Source organism: Kitasatospora sp. NPDC057965 (assembly GCF_042887135.1).
GTDB lineage: Bacteria > Actinomycetota > Actinomycetes > Streptomycetales > Streptomycetaceae > Kitasatospora.
Window position 1 is genome coordinate 1 of sequence record NZ_JBHVPZ010000009.1, and the last position, 21,598, is coordinate 21,598.

General features: G+C 75.5%; 14 protein-coding genes. 8 read left to right on the plus strand and 6 right to left on the minus strand.

The features are described 5' to 3' along the window. Window positions 1-150: 150 nt before the first annotated feature. From ACFVVU_RS13495 to ACFVVU_RS13505, 3 genes are all read left to right on the plus strand, one after another. Window positions 151-3,990, plus strand: coding sequence for a DUF5682 family protein (locus tag ACFVVU_RS13495; RefSeq protein ID WP_387789834.1), 3,840 nt, complete (start codon window positions 151-153; stop codon window positions 3,988-3,990). Next, window positions 3,987-6,107 (plus strand): hypothetical protein, encoded by a 2,121-nt coding sequence (locus tag ACFVVU_RS13500; RefSeq protein ID WP_387789836.1) that lies wholly within the window; start codon window positions 3,987-3,989, stop codon window positions 6,105-6,107. The genes ACFVVU_RS13495 and ACFVVU_RS13500 overlap by 4 nt, the downstream gene beginning before the upstream one ends. Before the next feature lie 134 nt (window positions 6,108-6,241). Next, window positions 6,242-6,709: a MarR family winged helix-turn-helix transcriptional regulator gene (locus ACFVVU_RS13505; protein WP_387789837.1), complete on the plus strand. Its 468-nt coding sequence runs from the start codon at window positions 6,242-6,244 to the stop codon at window positions 6,707-6,709. 121 nt (window positions 6,710-6,830) lie between these two features. Here the strand turns inward: ACFVVU_RS13505 and ACFVVU_RS13510 are convergent, their stop codons facing one another. The 5 genes from ACFVVU_RS13510 to ACFVVU_RS13530 form a co-directional block, all read right to left on the minus strand. Beyond that, complete coding sequence (locus ACFVVU_RS13510) at window positions 6,831-7,403, minus strand: ATP/GTP-binding protein (protein ID WP_355362772.1); 573 nt, start codon at window positions 7,401-7,403, stop codon at window positions 6,831-6,833. Between the two features lie 49 nt (window positions 7,404-7,452). Then, window positions 7,453-7,833: a DUF742 domain-containing protein gene (locus ACFVVU_RS13515; protein ID WP_355362774.1), complete on the minus strand. Its 381-nt coding sequence runs from the start codon at window positions 7,831-7,833 to the stop codon at window positions 7,453-7,455. Further along, window positions 7,830-8,261, minus strand: coding sequence for a roadblock/LC7 domain-containing protein (locus ACFVVU_RS13520; protein ID WP_355362776.1), 432 nt, complete (start codon window positions 8,259-8,261; stop codon window positions 7,830-7,832). Before ACFVVU_RS13520 ends, ACFVVU_RS13515 begins: the two co-directional genes overlap by 4 nt. Beyond that, entirely contained in the window at window positions 8,261-10,366 is a 2,106-nt protein-coding gene (locus ACFVVU_RS13525; protein WP_387789840.1) for a sensor histidine kinase, read from the minus strand. The genes ACFVVU_RS13520 and ACFVVU_RS13525 overlap by 1 nt, the downstream gene beginning before the upstream one ends. Before the next feature lie 395 nt (window positions 10,367-10,761). Next, complete coding sequence (locus ACFVVU_RS13530) at window positions 10,762-12,033, minus strand: acyl-CoA dehydrogenase family protein (RefSeq protein ID WP_380679511.1); 1,272 nt, start codon at window positions 12,031-12,033, stop codon at window positions 10,762-10,764. Window positions 12,034-12,514: 481 nt separating this feature from the next. Between ACFVVU_RS13530 and ACFVVU_RS13535 the strand changes: the two genes are divergently transcribed. The 4 genes from ACFVVU_RS13535 (at window position 12,515) to ACFVVU_RS13550 (ending at window position 19,408) form a co-directional block, all read left to right on the plus strand. Continuing rightward, a complete protein-coding gene (locus ACFVVU_RS13535; protein WP_387789841.1) occupies window positions 12,515-13,582 on the plus strand; it encodes a GAF domain-containing protein in 1,068 nt (355 codons plus the stop codon). 382 nt (window positions 13,583-13,964) lie between these two features. Then, complete coding sequence (locus ACFVVU_RS13540) at window positions 13,965-15,419, plus strand: lipase maturation factor family protein (RefSeq protein ID WP_387790096.1); 1,455 nt, start codon at window positions 13,965-13,967, stop codon at window positions 15,417-15,419. 294 nt (window positions 15,420-15,713) lie between these two features. Beyond that, entirely contained in the window at window positions 15,714-18,194 is a 2,481-nt protein-coding gene (locus tag ACFVVU_RS13545) for a hypothetical protein (protein WP_387789843.1), read from the plus strand. A 176-nt stretch (window positions 18,195-18,370) separates the two neighbouring features. After that, window positions 18,371-19,408 (plus strand): LD-carboxypeptidase, encoded by a 1,038-nt coding sequence (locus tag ACFVVU_RS13550; RefSeq protein WP_387789845.1) that lies wholly within the window; start codon window positions 18,371-18,373, stop codon window positions 19,406-19,408. 39 nt (window positions 19,409-19,447) lie between these two features. On the opposite strand, the gene ACFVVU_RS13555 is transcribed toward ACFVVU_RS13550, so the two are convergent. After that, window positions 19,448-20,275: a helical backbone metal receptor gene (locus tag ACFVVU_RS13555; RefSeq protein ID WP_387790098.1), complete on the minus strand. Its 828-nt coding sequence runs from the start codon at window positions 20,273-20,275 to the stop codon at window positions 19,448-19,450. A 228-nt stretch (window positions 20,276-20,503) separates the two neighbouring features. On the opposite strand from ACFVVU_RS13555, the gene ACFVVU_RS13560 reads away from it, so the two are divergent. Then, window positions 20,504-21,595 (plus strand): ABC transporter substrate-binding protein, encoded by a 1,092-nt coding sequence (locus ACFVVU_RS13560; RefSeq protein ID WP_387789846.1) that lies wholly within the window; start codon window positions 20,504-20,506, stop codon window positions 21,593-21,595. The last annotated feature ends 3 nt before the right edge of the window (window positions 21,596-21,598 follow it).

A 21,598-nucleotide genomic window follows, 5' to 3' on the forward strand; every position in this document is an offset into this window, starting at 1 on the left:
CCGTACCGACACCGCTGCCCGCGCCCGGTCGCTCACCGCCGGCCTGCTGGCCCACCCCCGCTCCCCGTCTCCGATTCCGAACCTCCGACCTTCTGACCTTCCGACCTTCCGACCTTCCGACCTTCCGACCTTCCACCGAGAGGTGAACACATGAGCAGCGCGGTGCCGCCCGGCGGGGCGGGCCCCGGTCTCGACGACCCGCGCGGGACGGTCGAGGCCCAGGCCGCCCGACTGGCCGCGTCCGGCCTCGACACGCCCGGCCCCTACCTGATCGGGGTACGCCACCACGCGCCCTCGCTCAGCGCCGTCGTGCCCGCGCTGCTCGACGCCGCCGCGCCCGAGGTGCTGCTGGTCGAGCTGCCCGCCGAGTTCCAGCCCTGGCTCGACCTGCTCGCCGACGACGCCACCAAGGCTCCGGTCGCCCTCGCCGCCGCGCCCGCCGCCGACCGCTCGGACGAGCGCGCCGACGGCATCGGCGCCGAGGCCGGCCACGGCCCCGGCCTCGCCTTCTACCCCTTCGCCGACTTCTCGCCCGAACTCGCCGCCCTGCGCTGGGCCCGCCGCCACGGCGTCGAGACCATCGCCTGCGACCTGCCGCTCGCCGCCCGCGACCGCGGCACCGGACGCGAGCGCACCGGCCCCGATGCCCGCCCCGGCGTCGCCGACGCGCTGCGCCACCGCCTCACCGGCCGCGACGACGACGAGGACCTCTGGGACCGCCTCGTCGAGACCGCCGCCCCCGGCTCCGCCCCGGAGGCCGTCCGGCGCGCCGCGCTGCTGGTCGGCTGGGCGCTGCGCCGCGACGCCGAGGACGGCCCCGGCGTCGACCCGTACGACCTGCGGCGCGAGGCCTGGATGCGCGAGCGCATCCGGGAGGCGGGCGCGGGCGGGCGCCGGGTCGCCGCCGTCATCGGCGCCTTCCACGCCCCCGCGCTCACCCAGGACGCACCCGGCGAGCCCACCGGGCCCGCCGGCTCGACCGCGCTCACCGACGAGCCGACCCCGGACGCCCGTCATGTGGTCTCCCTGATCCCGTACACCTACCCCCTCCTCGACGCCCGCTCCGGCTACCCCGCCGGCATCCGCGACCCCGAGTGGCAGCACACCGTGCTCGACGCCGCCGGCGATCCGAACCGGCTCGACGAGGCGCTCGTCCGCACCGCCGTGCGCATCTGCGAGGCCCTGCGCGCCCAGGACCACCCCTCCGGCCCGGCCGACGCCCGCGAGATCGTCCGGCTGGCCGGCGACCTCGCCCGGCTGCGCGCACTCGCGGCCCCCGGGCGCGGCGAACTCGTCGAGGCGGTGCAGACCGTCCTCGCCCAGGGCGAACCCCTCGGACGCGGCCGGACGGTGGCCCGCGCCCTGGAGAAGGTCCTGGTCGGCACCCGCACCGGTGAGCCCACCCCGGCCGCCCCGCGCAGCGGCCTCGGCCCCGCCGTCGAGCGGCTGCTCGCCGACCTCGGCCTCCCCGGTCCCGGGGACACCGCCGAGTCGGCGCCCCGCGAACTCCGCCTCGACCCGCTCCGCTCACCGCTCGACCGGCGCCGCGAACTCCTGCTCAACCGCCTCACCGTCTGCGGTGTCCCCTACGCCGAAACCGTCGAGACCACCGGCGCGGGCGGCACCGAGACCCTCACCACCCGCTGGCGCGTCCGCTGGACCCCGGCCGTCGCCGCCATGCTGACCGTGGCCGGCACCCGGGGCGTCACCCCGGCCCAGGCGGCCGAGGGAGCCCTGCGGGAACGGCTGCGCCGCGAACAGCAGGCGGACGGTCCCACCGCCCGGGAGGTGCTCCGGGGCCTCGCCGACGCCGCCGCCTGCGGCCTGCCCGCCCTCACCGACACCCGTCTGACCCAGCTCACCGCCGTCCTCCCGTCGAGCGGCACCCTCCCCGACCTGCTCGACGGGCTCGCCCTCCTCGACCGCCTCACCGCCACGCACCAGCCCTCGGCGCCCGCCGACCCGGCCTCCTCCACCGCGGCCCCGGGGGCGCCGGTCACGACGCCGCCCACCGGTGGTCCGGCGGTCGCCGCGCCGCAGGGCGAGGCGCCCGCCGCTGCCGACCCGGTTCTCGGCGCGCTCGCGGCGGCGGCCGAGGTCGTGACGGTGGCGGCGGTGCGGCAGTTGGAAGGGCTCGGCGGATCGGACGACGCGGACGACGCCCGGGCGCTGGTGGAGCTGGCCCGGCGGGCGGACCTCTCCGGAGGCATCCGGCTCCACCACGTGCTGACCGAACTCGCCGACGGCGGCAGCCCCTTGGTGCGTGGCGCGGCCGGGGCGGTGCGGGTGCTGCTCCGGCAGGAGGAGCCGGCGGTGTTCGGCGACCGGGCCGCCTTCTGGGTGGACGGCGCCACCGGCCCCGACGCCCGGCACGCCCTCGGACGTTCCCTCGTCGGACTGCTGACGGCCGCCGAAGGACTGTTCTCGACCGCACCCGGGGTGCTCGAACCGGTGCTGGAGCGGGTGGTCACGCTCTCCGACAGCGCCTTCCTGGACCGTCTGCCGGCGCTGCGCGGCGGGTTCGACACGCTCAGCCCGGCCGCCCGTGACCGGCTGCTGCAGCTGGTCGAGGAACGCCTGGGCACCCGCCTGGAGACGCTCCCCGAGGAGGTACCGCCCGCGCTGCTCGCCGACTGGTCCCGCGCCGACCTGGCCGCCCGCGCGGCGCTCGCCCGCCGTGGCCTGCTCCCGGCCCTCCTCCCGGCGCCCACCGGCGAGGTACCGGACCCCGCCCCGGCCCCCGTCCAGGCCGCCACACCCGCCCCCGCCCCCGCCCCTGCCCCCGCCCACACCGGGATCGACACCGGGACCGGCACCCGGACCCACGCCCTGAGCCCGGCCGAGCGCTGGCGGCTGCTGCTCGGCCGGCCGGGCAGCGGCGGCCTCGGCGGCCGGGCCGCCCGTCTGGCGACCGCGCTCGACGAGCTCTACGGCACCGGACAGGGTGAGGGCTCCGGGCCCGGCCTGGAGGGCCGGGGCGGTGCGGGCGGCAACCGGGGCGGGCGTGAGGCGCCGTACCCGGGCGTGCGCGAGTGGTCCGAGGAGCTGACCGCCCTGTTCGGGCCGGGCCTGCGGGAGGAGGTGCTGGCGGCAGCCGTCGCCCAGGGCCGGGGCGACGCCCTGGAGGCGATCGACCCGGGCGCCGTCCGCCCGTCGGTCGACCTGCTGCGCACCGTGCTGGAGCACGCGGGCGGCCTGCCCGAGGCCCGGTTGGCGGGGCTGCGTCCGCTGGTCCGGCGCCTGGTCGACGAGTTGAGCCGGGAGCTGGCGACCAGGCTGCGCCCGGCGCTCACCGGGATCAGTGTGCCGCGCCCGAGCCGCCGCCCGGGCGGCGGGCTGGACCTGCACCGGACCATCCGGGCCAACCTCGCCACCGCCCGCCCGGCCGACCCCGTCGGCGGTCCGTCCGCCGACGGCCCGTCCGGCGGCGAACCGGGCGGCATGGTGATCGTGCCGGAGCGCCCGGTCTTCCGGACCAGGGCCCGCCAGGCGTCCGACTGGCGGCTGATCCTGGTGGTGGACGTCTCCGGCTCGATGGAGGCGTCGACGGTCTGGGCGGCGCTGACGGCGTCGATCCTGGCCGGAGTGCCCTCGCTGAGCACGCACTTCGTCGCCTTCTCCACCGAGGTGGTCGACCTGACCGACCGGGTGGCGGACCCGCTGGGCCTGCTCCTGGAGGTCCGGATCGGCGGCGGCACGGACATCGCGGGGGGCCTGCGGTACGCGCGGAGCCTGGTGACCGTGCCGTCCCGCACGCTGATCGCGGTGGTCAGCGACTTCGAGGAGGGCGGCCCGGTCGGCGGGCTGCTCGCGCAGACCCGGACGCTGGTCGGTTCCGGCTGCCACCTGCTGGGCTGTGCGGCCCTGGACGACACCGGGACGGCCCGGTACTCGAAGGCGGTCGCGGGCCAGCTGGTCGCGGCCGGGATGCCGGTGGCGGCACTCAGCCCGCTCGAACTGGCCCGCTGGGTGGGGGAGAAGGTCCGATGACGGAGGTGGCAGGGACAGTGACGGGAACAGGGACCGGGACGCGGCCGGGCGGGCAATGGCCGGCGGTCCGGCCCGAGGTGGTCGCCGAGGTGGTGGCCGGGCTGTCGGCGCGGCTGCAGAAGCGTCTGGACGGCGCCGCGGCCAAGCTGGCGGAGCGACCGGTGGAGCGCGCCGGCGAGGACTGGCGGATCGCCGTCGACGAGGAGACGGTGCTCGTCCTGCACGCACCGGGCGGGGTCGTCGCCGACCAGGCGGACGTGCGCTGCGGCTGCCTGCTGGCGCCCGCCTGTGTGCACCGGGCCGCGGCGGTCACGGTCTGCCCGCTCGCCGACGACGAACCACCGGCCGACGCGGACACCGCACCGGAGGAGGCCCCGACCGTCCCGCCCCCGGCCGCGGACTCCCCGTCGGACCCGTCGGACCCGTCGGACCTGGCGAATCCGACGGCTCCGCCGGGGCCCGCCTGCCCGGCCGAGGCCCTGCCCACCGAGGCGCTCACCGGCGCCGAACTGGCCGCCGTCGAGCACCTCCACCGGGTCGGCTCCGCCGTGGTGGCGGCGGGCGTGGGCGGCGCGGGCGCGGTGCTGCAGGCGGAACTGCTGCGCGCGGCCCACCGGGCCCGGCTGGCCGGCCTGTACCGGCCGGCCGCCGCCGCGGTGGCGGTGGTCACCAGGATCCGCGCGGCCCGCTCGGGCGAGCCGGACCACCGGCTCGCCGATCTGGTCGCCGGTCTGCGCGAACTCCTCGGCCTCAGCACGGCACTGGCCCTCGCCGCCACCCCGCGACCGGACGTACCGGGCGTGCCGGGCGTCGCGGAGCTGCGCGGCACGGCGCGCCAGGCCTACGCACCGGCGGGCGGCCTGCGGCTGCACGGGCTGTTCGCCGAGCCGGTGCTGACGGCCACCCACGCCGGTGTGCTCACCTGGGCGGTGGACGCGGGCGGTGGGCTGCACACGATGGCGGAGGTGATGCCGCACGCCGACGCCACGGCGGCGGCGCCGCAGGCGGTCGGGGCCGGGAACCGGACGGTGCGGCTGGGGGACGCGATGCTCAGCCACCGCGAGTTCACCCGGGCCGGGCTGGCCGTCCAGGGGGCGACCAGGTCGGCGGCGGGACGGCTCGGGGCGGGCGCCTCGGTCCGGGCGGTCCGCGCGGCGGGCGCGGCCTGGACGGCGGAGCCGCTCGCGGGGCTCTGGGCCGAGCCCCCGGCCGCCCAGGTGGCGCGGGCGCTCGCGGCGGGGGCGGTGCCGCCGGAGGTCCGGCCGGCCGGGAGCGAGTTGCTGTTCCTGGACGTGACGCTGCTCGGTGCGGTGCCGTACGGGCCGGGCGGGGAGCCGCGGCTGCTGGCGGAGAGCGACGGGGTGGTGCTGGCGCTGCGTGCCGCGCACGACCATCCGGGGCTGGCGTACCGGGGCAATCTGGCGTTGCTGGCCACCGCCCCCGGCTTGCGGCTGCGGGTGATCGGCCGGCTGGAGCGCGCGGCCCGTCCCGAACTGCGGCTGCTGGCCATCGGCCTGCCGCCCACGGGCCCCTCCGCGACGGCCGGTTCCACAACGGCCGGCTCCACGGCAGCCGGCTTCGCGACGGCCGCCGACGGCGACGCCGGTACCGCGTACCCGGGGGAGCCCTCCCTCGCGCTGCCCGCCGACCGCTCGGGCCGGGTCAACCTGGGCCTGGAGCGGCTCCAGACGGCGGACCTCACCCTCCCGCCCGCCGACCCGACCGGTCCTGCGTCACCCACGGCCTCCGGTGCACCGGTCGGCGGCGAGGCCCCGACGACCCCAGTGCACCTGCTCACCCGCCGGGTGGGCCAGGCGGTGACCGGCGGCCGTGACGCGCTGGCGCTCGCTTCCCGGGTGGCCGACGGCGACCGGGCCCGGCTGCGGTCGGCGGGACTGGCCACCGGTGCGGCGCTGCTGGACGGGCTGCTCGCCTCGGCGGTGGACCAGCCGCGCGACGTCTTCGGCCGGGTGGTCGCGGACGACCACGGCGCCTTCGCGGCCGCGTGGCTGGCAGCGGCCTGGTACGAGGAGGAACTGGCCTCGGCGCTCTGCGCGACCGCCTGGTCCGGGCCCCAGGACGCGGTTTCGTCGGAGGCGACCACGAATCGGCCATGAGGATAACTATTTGCACAAGCAGGTAAGCCGCGCCGACTGGCATAATTGAGTCGGGGGGAGCGCGTTCCACCGGAACCGCACCCCTGCGGACCGGAGCACAACCTGAGCAGAATCCGAGCAGAGAGGGGCGAGCCATGGGAATCCAGGACGACGCCGCCGAGATCCGCGCCGGCGGCTGGCGGACGCTCGCCGCGCTGCACGGGCTGATCGACTCGGCGCTGGAGAAGGCGCTGCAGGCGGAGCACCGGCTCTCGGTGGTCGAGTACACGGTGCTGGAGGCGCTGTCGCGACAGGACGGCTGGCACATGCGGATGCAGCAGCTGGCCCGCGCGGCCGCGCTGAGCAGCAGCGCCACCACCCGACTGGTGAGCCGGCTGGAGGAGCGGGGGCTGCTGAGCCGCTACCTCTGCGCGGACGACCGGCGCGGCATCTACACCGAGCTGACCCCGCAGGGGCGCGAACTGCTCGCCGCGGCCCGGCCGTTGCACGACGCGACCCTGGAGGCGACGCTCACCGAGGCCGCCGACCTGCCCGAACTGGCGCCGCTGGTCCGGGCCCTGTACGAGCTGGAGCTGGCCCTGGCGGCCCCGGCCAAGGCCTGACCGTCTCACCCAGGCGCCCCACCCGGCCGCCCCACCCGGCCGCCCCACCCGGCCGCCCCACGCGGCCGCCCCACGCGGCCGCCTCACCCGGCCGCGTCGCCCCGTCGGCGGCGCGCCGGTCTCACCCGTGCGCCGCCAGCGCGTCCCGGTGGACCCGGTCGAGGAGGGCGAGCAGCAGTTCCTTGCTGGACGCGCGCTCCCGGACGTCGCACAGCACCACAGGCACGCCCGGGTCGAGGTCCAGCGCCCGGCGGACGTCCTCGGGGGCGCAGTCGCGGCGCCCGTAGAAGCAGTTGACGCCGACGGCGAAGGGGATGCCGCGCTGCTCGAAGAAGTCGACGGCGGCGAAGCTGGACTCCAGCCGCCGGGTGTCGGCCAGCACGATGGCGCCGAGCGCGCCGAGTGCCAGGTCGTCCCACATGAACCAGAAGCGGAACTGGCCGGGCGTGCCGAACAGGTAGAGCACCAGGTCCTCGCGGACGGTGATCCGCCCGAAGTCCATCGCCACGGTGGTCGTCGACTTGTCCTGGACGCCGTCGAGGCTGTCGATCCCGATGCTGGCGCGGGTCATCCGCTCCTCGGTCTGCAGCGGCTCGATCTCGCTGACCGAGCCGACCATGGTGGTCTTGCCGACGCCGAAGCCGCCGGCGACGAGGATCTTGACCGCGCCCGGCACCAGGCTCTGGGTCGTCACGTCGGGTCTCCTGAAGGGGGGAACGGGGCCGAGGAGGGGGCGGGGCGGCTCAGAGCCGGCGGACACCCTCGATCACGGCCTGGATCAACGCGATGTCCGGCGCCTCGGCAAGCTCGACGGGTGCCCGGGTGAGGATCATCCGGGCCTCGGCGAGATCGTCCAGCAGCACCTTGACCACACTCACCGGGAGGTCCAGCACGGCCGCGATCTCGGCCACCGCGAGCGGGCGTTCCCGGCAGAGGTCCAGGATCGCGGCCGGTTCGGGCGTCAGCCGGCTGGTGTCGGTGCGGGGGTCGGCGGTGACCACCAGGGTGATCAGCGCGAAGCCGTCACGGACCGGACCGGTGCGCCCGTTGGTGATGGCGTAGGGGCGGACCAGATGGCCGGCCTCCTTGTCGAAGAACCAGGCCTCGGCGGCGTCGGCGGTCACGCACCGCCACCCGCATCCGGATGGCCGGCGTCGCTGCGCGGTGCTGCGGTGAGGTACTGGCCGACCTGCTTGACCAGCATGTTGATCTCGTAGGCCATCAGCCCGGCGTCGACCGCCTCGCTGGTCAGCACGGCGAGCCGGGCGCCCTGGCCGGCGGTCGTGACGAACAGGAACAGCCGGTCCATCTCGATCACGGTCTGCCGCACCCGCCCGCCGTCGAACCGGTGGCCGGCGCCGCGGGCGAGGCTCTGCAGGCCGGACGCGACGGCCGACAGGTGCTCGGCGTCGGCCCGGTCGAGCCCCTGGGAGAGCCCGACCAGCAGGCCGTCCTCGGACAGGACGACGGCGTGCCGGGTCTCCGGGACCCGCGCCACCAGCTGGTCCAACAGCCAGTTGAGGTCGCGCTCGGCGTCGGTGTGCTGCGTCATCACTGCTGTTCCTTAGCTGCGGAAGGCGCGTCCGGGTCGGGGGTCGTGGCACGGGCAGTGCGGGTGCCGCGCTGGATGGCGGCCATGGTGGCCCGCGAGCGCTGCGGGGAGGGATCGTCGCCGGGCGGTGCGGGGAAGCCGGGCTGCCCGCCGTCGTAGGGCGAGGGCTGTCCGTGCGGGGCGGGGGAGGACGCGTGGGCCTCGCGCAATTGTTCGGCGAGGCTGGCGTTGCGGACCCGCTGGGGCAGGATGCGCGGCGTGCGCAGCTCACTCTGGGGTCCGTGCTCGTCGCGGGCCTCCCCGGCACGCTGGTGCACGGGCGCCGCTGCTGCCGCGGACGGCGCGGGTGCCACCGGCGGCGCGGCCGACGGCCCACGGGTACCGCCCTCGAACACGCTCGGCCCGGGGTCGTCCACCGGCTCCTGGTACGGCAGCGGCCGACTGGGCCGCGCCACGACCACCGCGCCCGGCAGGCCGGGGATCGGCGAGCCCACCGGCAGACCGCCGTTGACCGTCGGATCGTCCTGGTCCTGCGGGCCGGCACCCTCGGGGTAGCGCGCGACCAGCTCGCCGATCACCAGACCGCCGTCGCCGTCGCCGGCGCTGCCGCTACCACCGCCGCCCGCGGGCCCGTCGCCCCTGGCGGCCACCTCATCCGGACCAGCACCAGCACCAGCACCAGCGGCACCCGGACCGGGTCCCACCGCGGCGGGCCCGCTGCCCATCAGCCCGTCGAGCACTCCGGCGAGCGCGCCCGAGAGCTCCTGGTCGATCCTGCCGACGCCCGCACCGACGCCCGCACCGACGCCCGTACCGACGCCCGCACCGGTGCCCGCGCCCACACCCGCAACCGGCCCCGCCCCGCTCTCCGGAGCTGCGCCGGGAGCGCCACCGGGCTCGCTGCCCGGCCGCAGGTCCGGGGCCGGGGACCGGGTGACCCGGGCGCCCGCCGGCAGGCCGGTGACGGCGGACGGCGCCTCCGCCTGGTGCAGCAGCGCCGCCGGCACCAGCACCACGGCCCGCGTCCCGCCGTACGGCGAGGGGCGCAGGGTGACCTGCACGTCGTGCCGGGCGGCCAGCCGGGCAACTACGAAGAGCCCGAGCCGCAGGTCGTCGCCGAGCGCGGAGACGTCCAGCTCCGGCGGGTTGGCCAGGTAGTCGTTGAGCCGCTGGTACTCGTCCTCGACCATGCCGAGGCCGCGGTCCTCGACCTCCACCACCAGGCCCTTCGGGACCTCCTGCGCGGAGACCTGCACCTGGGTGTAGGGCGGGGAGAAGGTGGTGCCGTTCTCGATCAGCTCGGCGACGAGGTGGATCACGTCGGCGACGGCCTGGCCGCCGAGCGAGGTGCGCGGCACGCCCTGGACGACGACCCGCGAGTAGTTCTCGGTCTCGGAGACGGCGCTGCGCAGCACGTTGACCATGGGCACGGCGTTGCGCCAGCGCCGGGCGGGCAGCGCGCCGCCGAGGATGACCAGGTTCTCGGCGTTGCGCCGCATCCGGGTGGCGAGGTGGTCCACGGCGAACAGCTCGCGCAGCAGGTCGGGTTCCTCGTGCTCGCGCTCCAGCGCGTCCAGCATGCTGATCTGGCGGTGGATCAGGATCTGGGTGCGGCGCGCGATGTTGAGGAAGACCTTCTTCGTCCCCTCGCGGCCCTGGGCCTGGTGGACGATCGCGGCGACGGCGGCCTGCCGGACGGCGGCGAGGCCGTCGGCGGCCTGCTGGAGTTCGTCGCCGGTCCGCCGGGACGGGGTCCTGGCGGGCGGGGTCGGGACCGACTCGCCGGCCCGCAGACGGCCGACGACCTGCGGGATCTCCTGCTGGGCGATCGCCAGGGCGTCGGCGTGCAGGGCGGAGATCCGGGCCGGCAGGACGCGCGCGGTGCGCAGCCCGCGCGCCAGGCTCAGGAGCAGGACGACACCGACGGCCGCGCTGCCCGCGTACAGGGCGTTGCGCTCTCCGGTCCCGCGCAGCAGGTAGCAGGCGTAGCCCCAGGCGGCGGCGAGGCCGAGGCAGGGGACCAACGTGAGGGTGAGGAGCGAGCTGCGTAGGGAGCCGGGCCGGCCGGCGCGGTGGCCCGTCCGGGGGGCCGATATGCCTGGCATCTGATTCCTTGTAGCAGGGCCGAACGGCGGGGTGTCCGTGTGCGGTCCGGCGGGGCCGCTGGGGCGCCACGGCCGACAGTGCCCGGAGGGTTGCCGGAGCTGGTGACCCGGGGGTGCACCGTCCGGACGGATGCAGCACGGCCGCCGACTTCAGGCACGCTACCAGCCCCGGGTGCCCTTCGGGCAACATCAACTGACCATATGTGAACGCCTGATGACAGGTCGTCCGGACATCCCGTGGCCGCCCGATCGGGTATTCGCACTGGTCAGCGAAGGCGTGGGGGGAGTGTCGGACGGCTTTCCGGCGGCCGGGGTCGTGGGCGCCGGAAAGCCGTCAGGGACAGGTCAAGAATCGCTGTCCCGATGGGCCGCGCCGAACGCGCGGACCCGGCGGGTCAGCCCGCCAGCGGCATCCGCAGCACCGCCGCCGCGCCGCTCTGCAGCTCCGCCTCCGCGCGGGCCTCGCGTTCGGCCGCCTCGCTCCACGCCCAGCCGGCCAGGTCGGCGAGCTCGGCCGACCACTGCTTGCCGTAGGTGCCCGAGGCCACCTGGCCGAGCCGCAGCCGCTGGACGTCCGAGGTCCCGGCCGGCGGGTAGGTGTGGGTGGCGTCGCGCAGGTAGCGCTCGATGTGGAACTCCGCCTGTAGGCCGCGGCCGGCGTGGATCTCCATCGCGTTGCGCGCCGAGTCCAGCGCGTACTCGGTGTTGACCAGTTTGGCGTTCATCAGTTCGGCGTCGCAGGGCTTGCCGTGGTCCAGCAGGTGCGAGGCGTGGTACGCGGCGAGCTTGGCGGTCATCAGCCGGGACTGCATCTCGCCCAGCTTCAGCGCGATGTTGGGCAGTTGGGAGAGCGGCTTGCCGTAGAGCACGCGCGCCTCGGCGAACCGCACGGTGTCCTCGACGATCGCCACGTGGATGCCGAGGGCGACCGCCGCCAGGTTCAGCCGCCCGTAGAGGGTGGAGGAGGAGTAGGCGACGTCCAGGCCCTGGCCCTCCCGGCCGAGCAGGTTGGCGGCCGGGATCCGGCAGCCCTCGAAGACGAGCTCGCCGAAGCTGAAGCCGTGCAGTCCGCTCTGCGAGCCGAGGGAGCCGGTACGGAACCCGGGCCGGTCGCTCTCCACCAGGAAGGCCGAGAGCCCCCGGCTGCCCTGGCCGGTGCGCAGCACCACGCCGTGCACGTCGCCGATGTGCGAGTTCCCCACGAACCACTTGCGGCCGTCGAGCACGTACTCGTCGCCCTCGCGGCGGGCGGTGCCGCTCATGCCGAGCACATGGCCGCCGGACTCCGGTTCGGTCACCGCGATGGTGGGCAGCGCCGCGCCGGAGGCGAACCTGGGCAGCCAGTGGCGGCGTTGGGCGTCGTCGCCGAAGTGGATGACCTTGGCGACGCCGAGCTGCGAGGCCTGGGCCATCGCCCCCATGGCGCCGCTGACCCGGGACAGCTCCTCGACGATGACGGTCTTGGCGAGGTGTCCCAGACCCAGCCCGCCGAATTCGCGCGGGATGGTCACGCCGATCCAGCCCCGGCGGGCGATCTCCTGCGCGAGTGCGAACTCGACCTGGCGCTCGGCCTCCATTCTGGCCACCTGCGGGCGCACTTCCTTCTCCGCGAACTCGCGCACCTCCGCACGGAGGCTCTCGTGTCGTTCGTCGGTGAAGTAGTCCATCGCCATGCCCCGGTCCTCTCGGGTTCGGTTCGTTCGGTGGATGTGCCTCCGTCCGTGCAGCCGATCCGCGTCGGCCGCCGAGGGCGTGGGGGATGTGACGGTGGCGGCCGGGCGCCCCGTTGCAGCGGGCGCGTGCGGAAGTGCCGGCGGTGGCCCTCGCTGCCCTTGGGGACCGCCGATTTTCGGCAGGGCTCATTGTCATATGTGCTTGGGAAGCGCTCTACGGAGGATCTTGGATTGGCGCGATCAGGTCGTTCGGGCGCGGTGGAGGGTTGAAACCCCGCGAGGCGGGGATATGAGGTCCCCCCGATCGCCGGATCGGTCGGATCCGACGGTTCCGCTTCCGGTTCCCCTCCCGTTCCCGACAGGCGGCCTGGCCGCCGCCTCCTTGTCCAACATCAGGCTTTGACGGCTCATCAGCAGTCGAGACGGCGCGGGCCGAGAGCGCCGAAGCTGCCGGATGTCTGATTACATGTGCGCCATGACTGATGTGATGAGCACTCAAGGCCAGTTCCCGGGTGCCGCCGGGGAGTCGGAACGGGCCCGCAGGCTTCGCAGCCTGGGGCTCGACGAACCCACCGCGGACGAGGCCTTCGACCGCTTCGCCCACCTGGCCGCCAGCATCACCCGCGCCCCCATCGCGATGGTCAACTTCATCAACGACGAGCGCCAGATGTTCCGGGGGCTCTACATTCCGCCAACCTCCCCCGACATTCCGGCCGGAGAGGGCTCCTCCTGGGCCGACCGCGGCATCGCCTTCGACCTGCCGACCCGGCAGATGCCGCTGAGCCACGGCTTCTGCCCCCACGTCGTCGCCCAGCGCTCCCCCCTCGCGCTGGACGACATCCTCGCCTACCCCCGGTTCGCCGGTAACCCGGTCGTCGACGAACTCGGCGTACGCGCCTACCTCGGCGCTCCGCTCGTCGACGACACCAACACCGTCATCGGCACCGTCTGCGTCCTCGACCGCGAACCCCGCCAGTGGGGCCGCGAGCGCCTGCGCGACATCCAGCACCTCGCCGAGGCCCTGCTCTCCGAGATCCGGCTGCGCGACAACCTGCTCGCCCAGCAGCAGGAGATGTTCGCGGCCTTCGACGGCTCGCCCTTCCCGATCATGCTCACCGACGGCCCCGGCCAGGAGATCCGCTACGCCAACGCCCAGCACGCCGAGGTCTTCGGCGCCCCGGCGGCGTACGGCGCCATCGGCCAGGCCTACCCCCAGCTCGGCGCCGCCGGCCTCCAGCAGGCGGTCTCCGAGGCCTACCGCACCGGCCGCGCGACCGTCCTCAACGACGTCCGCGTGCCGTCCCTGCGCCCCGACGCCCAGCGCGGCCAGCAGATCTTCAGCTTCACCTGCAGCCCGCTGCGCACCGCGCGCACCGGTCAGGTCACCGGCGTGCTCACGGTCGGCATGGACGTCACCGCGCAGTCCCGCACGGAGGAGGAACTCGGCACCCTGGCCGCGCTCCTGGTCGACCGCCTCCAGCAGAACGGCGCCCCCGTCACCCGCCCCGGCACCGGCGAGACCGGGCTCGTCCTGCCGGCCTGAGCGCCGGCCGTCTCCCGCCACCGCACCGGTTCCCACCGCACCAGCCCCTACCGCACCGTCTCCCCACCGCACCGGCCCCCTGCCGTGCAGGCCTGCTACCACAGGCCCCGAAGGACCCCGGGCACCCGCCGCACCCCGACCGTGCGCCCGGTTCCGCCGCGTCCGCCACCGCGGCGGGGCGCCTCTCACCCCCGAGGAGAGGCCCCCCGCCACGGTGCTGTCCCGACCGGCGCGGTCCGGCCCGGCGCAGTCCCGACCGGCGCGGTCCGGCCCGGCGCGGTCCCGACCGGCGCCGTCCGGGTGAACGCCGTCCGGGTGAATCGGGCCCGCCGCCCCGCCGCGCACGCCCGCGCGAGCGCCGCCGGTGGTAGGCATGGGCCGCATGCAGTGGTTCGCCGCCCCCGAGTACTGGCTCAGCAGGCTCCTCGTGCAACGGCTGCTGGCCGCCCTCTACCTCACCGGCTTCCTCGCCGCGGCCCTTCAGTTCCGCGCTCTCATCGGAAGCCGCGGCATGCTCCCCGTCCCCCGCTTCACCGCCCGGGTCCCGTTCCGGCAGGCACCCGGCCTCTTCCACCTCCACTACAGCGACCGCTTCTTCGCCGCCGTCGCCTGGACCGGCGCCGCACTCTCCGCCGCCCTCGTCGGCGGCCTCGGTGACGCCGTGCCGCTGTGGACGTCGATGCTCTGCTGGGCGGCGCTCTGGGCCCTCTACCTCTCGATCGTCAACGTCGGGCAGACCTGGTACTCGTTCGGATGGGAATCGCTGCTGCTGGAAGCGGGCTTCCTGGCCGTCTTCCTCGGCAACGGCGACACCGCCCCACCCCTTCCCGTGCTGTGGCTGCTGCGCTGGCTGGTCTTCCGGGTCGAGTTCGGCGCCGGGCTGATCAAACTGCGCGGCGACAGCTGCTGGCGCGACCTGACCTGCCTGCGCTTCCATCACGAGACCCAGCCGATGCCCGGACCGCTCAGCTGGTTCTTCCACCACCTGCCCGACCCGCTGCACCGGGTCGAGGCCGCGGCCAACCACGTCACCCAACTCGCCGTCCCCGTCTTCCTGCTGCTTCCGCAGCCGGTCGCCACCTACGCCGCCTGCGTCGTCGTCGCCACCCAGTTCTGGCTGGTCGCCTCCGGCAACTTCGCCTGGCTCAACTGGCTCACCATCGCCCTCGCCCTCGCCGCCGTCGAACCGGCCCGCCTCGGCCTGCCCGCCCACCCCCGCGCCTACGGCGACACACCGCCCTGGTTCGAGGCCCTCGCGCTCGCCGTCACCGCCACCGTCCTCGTCCTCAGCTACTGGCCGGTCCGCAACATGCTCTCCCGCCGTCAGGTCATGAACCGCTCGTTCAACGGCCTGCACCTGGTCAACACCTACGGCGCCTTCGGCAGCGTCAACCGGACCCGCCAGGAGGTCGTCGTCGAGGGAACGGACGAGCCGGTGGTCACCCGGCACACCGTGTGGAAGGAGTACGGCTTCAAGGGCAAACCCGGCGACGTGCGCCGGGCCCCGCGCCAGTACGCCCCCTACCACCTGCGGCTCGACTGGCTGATGTGGTTCGCCGGGATCTCACCGGGCTACGCCCGGCCGTGGTTCCTGCCGTTCGCCGCCAGGCTGCTGGTCAACGACCCGGACACACTGCGTCTGCTGCGCCACAACCCCTTCCCGGAGGGTCCGCCGACCCACGTCCGGGCGACCCTCCACCTCTACCGGTTCACCGGTTGGCGCGAACTGCGGCAAACCGGAGCGTGGTGGCACCGCACGGCGCTCTACGAGTACCTCGCGCCGGTCGACCTCGCCACCCTGGCCCGCGCCGGCCACCGTCCGCCGCCCGCGCGGTGACCGGGCGCCGGAGCACCGGCGGCCCCCGGGTGACCGGGCGGCGCACGACCGGTGGACGACCACCCGACCGGCCCTCCCGAGTGGCGCCCGGGCGGGCGGTACGGCACGCCACACCGCCCCGAGGGACGGTGGGTGCGTGCATGGCTCGAACGGGCACCCGTATTCTTGGCCTCCGACCGGCAGCCCGACCGCGCGCCCCCGGCCCCTCGCACCGAGGCCCACCGCGCACCCGGACCGCCGCCCCCTCGCCGCCCGTCCACGCCCCCGCCGCAGCCGCCCAGAACCGGACCTCACATGACAGTGCTTCACTCCCGCAACGCCGACGCGGCCGACGCAGCCGGCTCCGCAGACGTCAAGGACACCACGGACACCAAGGCCGCCACGGACACCGCCGACACCGCCGAGACTGCCAACCCCGCGGACACGACGGACACGACGGACACCAAGGACGTCGCCGCCACGGCCGACACCGGCACCGACACCGGCCTCCGCGAGGACCTCGGCCGCTACGCCGAACTCGGCGCGTTCACGCTCACCGCCGACACCCACCCCTGGTACGCGGCCCTCGACACCGTCGCCACCCCCGAGGACGCCCGCGCCGCGTCCACCGTCCTCGCCGAACTCCGCGGCCACGACCTCCAGCAGGTGTGGGAGGACGTCACCACGCTCGCCGCCGACGTCAAGCTCGACGCACCGGACACCGTCGGCAAGAGCGCGGTGCTCGTCGAGATGCTCCAGCTGGTCCGTCGCACCGCGACCGTCCTCGTGCCCGCCGCGTACGACACCGACCTCGAATCCCTGATCGCCGCCACCGCCGACCGCAACTGGCGGCGCGAGCGCGGCGTCAAGCTCTCCTGGCTGCGCGCCCGCTCGCTGCGCAAGCAGGCCGCCGCCCTCGCCGTCACCAGCCGCCCCCGCGCGCAGGACCTCCACGAGGCGCTCGCCTCCGCCGAGGTCGAGCGGCGCGCCTGGGCCGCCCTGGCCTCCGTCGGCACCCTGCCCAGCGCGCCGTCCGACGGCGAGCTGGCCCACCGCACGGCGCAGGCCTTCGAGGCCGTCAACAGCGGCGTGCGCGAACTCGCCCGCCTGCTGCCCGGCCAGGACCTCGACGGGCTGTCCTTCCCGGACCTCGTCGACCTGGTCGACCGCCTCGCCACCGACGAGGGCACCCTCTACCGGCTCCCCACCCTCCGCGGTCTGCGCGCCACCCTGGAGGACGCCGGCCTCGCCGACCTCCTCACCGAACTCGCCGCCACCCACGCCGACCGCCGCGCTGCCGAGGCCGCCTACACCGCCCGCCAGGCCCTGGCGGGCGGCCAGCGTGACGGCCTGACGCCGGCGACGGAGGAGCGGGCGGCGGACGCCACCGAGGACGCCGCTGCGGAGGCCGTCGAGGGGACCGCCGAGGCGGTGAACGAGACCGAGGCCGAGGCCGAGACCGCCGAGGCCGTGACCGCCGTGACCGAGCCCGAGGCGGCGGAGGCGGAGGCCACGACCGACGAGAAGCCGCTCAGTGTCACCCTCCCCGCTCCGTCCCCGGCCGCCGACGACCTGGTCGGCATCACCGCCGCCCCGCCGGCCCAGCCCTCCGCCCCCGACGCCGAGACCATCGCCCCCGACGAGGCGGAGGACGAGGTCGCGGTTGAGGCCGAGGCCGAGGGGCCGGCCATCGCCGTGGTCACCACGTTCGTCGCCGTCGACGACACCAAGCCGGAGCCCGTGGCGGAGGCCGAGGCTGCCGAGGTGACGGTCGAGCCTGCGACCGTCACCGAGGCCGAGGCTGCTGAGGAGCCCGCCGAGCCGGCCATCGCCGTGGTCACCACGTTCGTCGCCGTCGACGACACCAAGCCGGAGCCCGTCGCGGAGGCCGAGGCTGCCGAGGAGACGGTCGAGCCGGCGGTTGACCTGCCGGTCGAGGCTGAGCCGGTTGCCGAGGAGGCAACGCCCGAGGTTGTGGCGGAGCCCATGGCTGACGAGGTGGTCGAGCCGGCGGCGGAGGTCGCGGTCGAGGCTGCTGAGGAGACCCTGCCCGAGCCGGTTGCCGAGGTTGCTGCCGAGGCTGTGGCCGAGACCGCCGTGGAGGCGCCGGCTGACGAGGTGGCCGAGGCTGAGGCTGCTGCCGAGGTCGTGGCGGAGCCCGTGGCTGAGACTCCGGTCGAGGAGGCGGTCGAGCCGGTGGTCGACCTGCCGGAGGCTGAGCTCGTTGTGGAGGCGCCGGCTGACGAGGTGGCCGAGACCGACGTTGAGGAGGTAACGCCCGAGGCTGCTGCCGAGGTTGTGGCGGAGCCCGTGGCTGAGACTCCGGCTGAGGAGACGGTCGAGCCGGTGGTTGAGCTGCCGGTTGACGTTGAGCCGGTTGCCGAGGAGGCAACGCCGGAGGTCGTGGCAGAGTCCGCCGTGGAGGTTCCGGCCGACGATGAGGTCGAGCCCGAGACTGCTGCTGAGGACGCCGTGGCGACTTCGGCTGAGGCCGAGGCTGCCGTCGAGCCCGAGGCCGAGCCGGTCACCGAGACTGCCGAGGAGCCGGCCACCGAGCCCGCCACCGCCCCCGAGGTCGGTGGGCGGCCGGAGAAGCCGGAGTTCACGCCGGGGCGGCCGGTGACCGCGTACTCGGCGGAGGAACTGCTCGCGATCGTGCGCTGGGTGGACGGCGACGGGGTCGAGCGGAGCGACGAGGAGCTGCTGCGGGCGGCGATGAAGGAGCTCGGCTTCGCCCGTCTCGGTCCGCGGATCAAGGAGGCGCTGGGCGCCGCCGTCGGCGCCGCGCGCGCCTGACACCCGACGGGTACCCGGGAAGGCTCTGGGCGTGCGGTCACCGACCGTGTGCCCGGGGCCTTCGCCGTGTCCACCCTTCGAAATCCGATTGCCCTGCCTGCGCGGGCTGTTGAGACTCGGCGACGGTCGGACAAACCGATCAACGCCGATCGGCGCCAACAGAGTGGAGCCCCCGTATGCCCGACCTCCTGCGTCCCCGCGCCCTCGGCCCGGGCGACCTCGTCGCCGTCGCGGCGCCCGCCGGACCGTTGGAGGCGGACGCCGCGCCGCTGTTGGAACGCGGCGTCGCGACGCTCGCGGCCATGGGCTTCCGCGTGCGCCGCACGCCGCTGACCGAGCCGGGGCGCCGCCGCTGGTGGGCGGCGGCCGGGCCCGCCGCGCAGGCCGAGGAGTTCAACCGGCTGCTGCGCGATCCCGAGGTCCGGGCGATCGTCGCGCACACCGGCGGGCAGGCCACCGCGGGGTGGCTGGACCGGCTGGACGTCGACGCCGTCCGCGCCGACCCCAAGCCGGTGCTCGGGTGCAGCGACGTCTCGCTGCTCCTGCTCGCGCTGCACGCCCGTACCGGCCTGGTCGGTGTCCACGGCGACATGGCGACCTACGGACTGGGCGGCTCCTGGCACACCGCCGAACCGGCCACCGAACCAACCGCCGAACCAACCACCACACCGACCGCCACGACGCTCGCAGGCCTCTACCGCCGCGTCCTCACCGACCCGGCCGTGCCGCTCGGTCCGCTCCCGGAACTCCGCGCCTCGGGCGGCCGGGAGTGCTGGCGGCCCGGCCGCGCGTCCGGACCGCTGCTCGGCGGCCTGCTCGGGCGGCTGGTCGCGCTCCAGGCGACGCCCTACGCGCTGCCCGCCGAGCGCTTCGACGGGGCGGTGCTGTTCTGGGAGGAGGTGGACCGGCCGCTGTCGGGGGTGTGGCAGGACCTGCACCTGCTCCGGATGTCCGGCGTGTTCGACCGGATCGCCGGGATGGTCGTCGGGGTGCCGCACCGGGTCACCGCGGCCGGCTGCGCGGACGACGCCCCGGCGCCGGCGCTGCGCGAGGTCGTGCTCGACGTGCTGGGCGACCGGCCGCTGCCGGTGCTCGGCGGGGTGGATCTCGGCCACGCCGGTCCCAACCTGCCACTGCCGCTGGGTGTGCGCGCCACCGTCGACGCCACGGCCCGCACCCTCGGCCTCGACGAACCGGCCGTCACCCCGCGCTGACGCGGCCCCGGCACACCCAACCCTGGACGACCGGATCCCTCACCCGTGCACCGACGCCCGGGCGAGCTGCCGGGCCAGCACCGCCGGGGCCTCCGCCAGGGACGGGCCGTACCAGGTGAGGTGGCGGCCGCTCACCAGGGCCGTCGGGATGTCCGGGAAGCACTCCGGGCCGTCGTCGGCGGTGAAGCGGTAGGGCTCGTCGGGCAGGACCACCAGGTCGGGGCGGGTGGCGAGCAGGTCGGGGAGCGGGACGGCGGGGTAGCGCTCGGGCCGGGCCGGGTCCTCGGCGTGCGGGAGGCGCAGGCCGAGACGGCGCAGCAGGTCCCCGGCGAAGGTGTCGTGGCCGAGCACCATCCAGGGGCGGCGCCAGATCGGCACCACCGCCCGGCGGGCCGGTCCCGGCAGCGGCCGGACGTCGGTCCGGGCCGCGGCGGGCCGTGCGGCGTCGCTCCGGGCCACGGCGTCCGAGGCGCCCAAGGTGTCCAGGGCGGCCCAGGCGGCCTCGGCGGCGTCCAGCCAGGGCGGGCGGGGCAGGCCGCAGCCGACGGTGAGCAGCCGGTCCAGGGAGCGGAACGCCTGGTCCAGGGTGCGGATGTCGGTGACCCAGACGGGCAGGCCGGCCGCGCGCAGGGCGTCCAGGTCGGGGCGGCGGTTCTCCTCGTCGTTGGCGATCACGAGGTCGGGGGCGAGTGCCGCGATCCGGGCCACGTCCGGGTTCTTGGTGCCGCCGATCCGGGGCACGTCCAGGCCGGCGGGGTGGCTGCACCAGTCGGTGGCCCCGGCCAGCAGCCCCTCCGCGCTCGCGGCGACCGCCTCGGTGAGTGAGGGCACCAGCGACACCACCCGCCGCACCGGCCCCGGCCCCACCGGCACGGGCAGTCCGAGGTCGTCGGCCGCAAGCCCGGCGGCGGAGGGCCCGTCGGCCGACGGGCCCGGCCCGGGGGTGGCGGAGAGCGAGGTCACCGCGTCACCATAACGGCAACGGCCGGTGGCCGAAGGGGCAAACTCACGGGAACCGGGCGGGCACAGCGGCCGACTACTGGTCCGGGTTCAGCGGACGAACCCGAGCACAACCATTCACCAGGAGAGTTTCTGATGCGCCCTCGCGTCTTCTGCGGTATCGCGGCCGCCGTCGCCCTGTTCGCCACGGCGTGTACCAGCGGTGGTGACGGCCGTGGGGACACCGCGGGGGGTGGCGTCAGCGCCTCGGCGGGAGCCGGTGGGGCGTTCCCGGTCAAGGTGGCCGACTGCGCCGGCAAGGAGACCACCGTCAAGCAGGCGCCCCGGCGGATCGTCACCAGCGACGCCGCCGCGCTGGAGATGCTGCTGCAGCTGGGCGCCGGCGAGCGGGTCGTGGGCACCGGGTTCCCGCCGGGCAAGGGCAGCCTGCCGGCGGCCGTCGCCGAGCAGGGTGCCAAGGTGCCGACGCTGGGCGACACGCTGATCCCCAAGGAGAAGCTGCTCGGCTCCGGCGCCGACCTCTACGTGGACACCTTCGGGCCGATGCCGGGGATGGGCGCGGCGGGCGCCGGGCCGAGCGAGGAGGAGCTGAAGGCGGTCGGCATCCAGCACGTGCTGCTGCTCTCCACGGCCTGCGCCACCGGGCCCAAGGCCGCCCAGGGCCCGCGCACCGACCTCGCCGCCGTCGAGGAGGACATCCGCCGCCTCGGCGCGGTCACCGGGACGGCGGCCCGGGCCGAGGAACTGGTCGGGGTGATGGAGAAGCAGATCACGGAGGTCAAGAACGCCACCGCGGGCGTACCGGAGGCGCAGCGTCCCGGGTACTTCCTCTTCGACTTCGACGCCGGTACAAAGCAACCGATGGCCGTCTGCGGCAAGCAGGTCGCCAACGCGGTGATCACCTTGGCCGGCGCGCGCAACGTGTTCGCCGACTGCGACGCCGACTTCCGGCCCGTCTCCTGGGAGGACGTGGTGGCGAAGAACCCGGACTGGATCCAGCTCGCGGTGCGCGACCGCGGCGGCGAGGACGCGAACCGCAAGGCCTTCGACGAGGCCGAGGCGTTCCTCAAGGGCTTCCCGGCCACCCAGGGACTGAAGGCCGTGCAGGAGGGGCACCTCCTGCGGATCGGCTCCGAGGTCACCACCATCGCCGGGACCCGCACCGCCGACACCGTGCGGCAGATCGCGGCGGCGCTCCACCCGACGCTCGTCAAGAACGGGCAGTAGGCG

Excerpts from the sequence above, each read along its gene's own strand:
- ACFVVU_RS13495 (WP_387789834.1), top strand. The coding sequence starts at position 151 with ATGAGCAGCGCGGTGCCGCCCGGCGGGGCGGGCCCCGGTCTCGACGAC.
- ACFVVU_RS13500 (WP_387789836.1), top strand. The coding sequence starts at position 3,987 with ATGACGGAGGTGGCAGGGACAGTGACGGGAACAGGGACCGGGACGCGG.
- ACFVVU_RS13505 (WP_387789837.1), top strand. The coding sequence starts at position 6,242 with ATGGGAATCCAGGACGACGCCGCCGAGATCCGCGCCGGCGGCTGGCGG.
- ACFVVU_RS13520 (WP_355362776.1), bottom strand. The coding sequence starts at position 8,261 with ATGACGCAGCACACCGACGCCGAGCGCGACCTCAACTGGCTGTTGGAC.
- ACFVVU_RS13525 (WP_387789840.1), bottom strand. The coding sequence starts at position 10,366 with ATGCCAGGCATATCGGCCCCCCGGACGGGCCACCGCGCCGGCCGGCCC.
- ACFVVU_RS13530 (WP_380679511.1), bottom strand. The coding sequence starts at position 12,033 with ATGGACTACTTCACCGACGAACGACACGAGAGCCTCCGTGCGGAGGTG.
- ACFVVU_RS13535 (WP_387789841.1), top strand. The coding sequence starts at position 12,515 with ATGACTGATGTGATGAGCACTCAAGGCCAGTTCCCGGGTGCCGCCGGG.
- ACFVVU_RS13540 (WP_387790096.1), top strand. The coding sequence starts at position 13,965 with ATGCAGTGGTTCGCCGCCCCCGAGTACTGGCTCAGCAGGCTCCTCGTG.
- ACFVVU_RS13545 (WP_387789843.1), top strand. The coding sequence starts at position 15,714 with ATGACAGTGCTTCACTCCCGCAACGCCGACGCGGCCGACGCAGCCGGC.
- ACFVVU_RS13550 (WP_387789845.1), top strand. The coding sequence starts at position 18,371 with ATGCCCGACCTCCTGCGTCCCCGCGCCCTCGGCCCGGGCGACCTCGTC.
- ACFVVU_RS13560 (WP_387789846.1), top strand. The coding sequence starts at position 20,504 with ATGCGCCCTCGCGTCTTCTGCGGTATCGCGGCCGCCGTCGCCCTGTTC.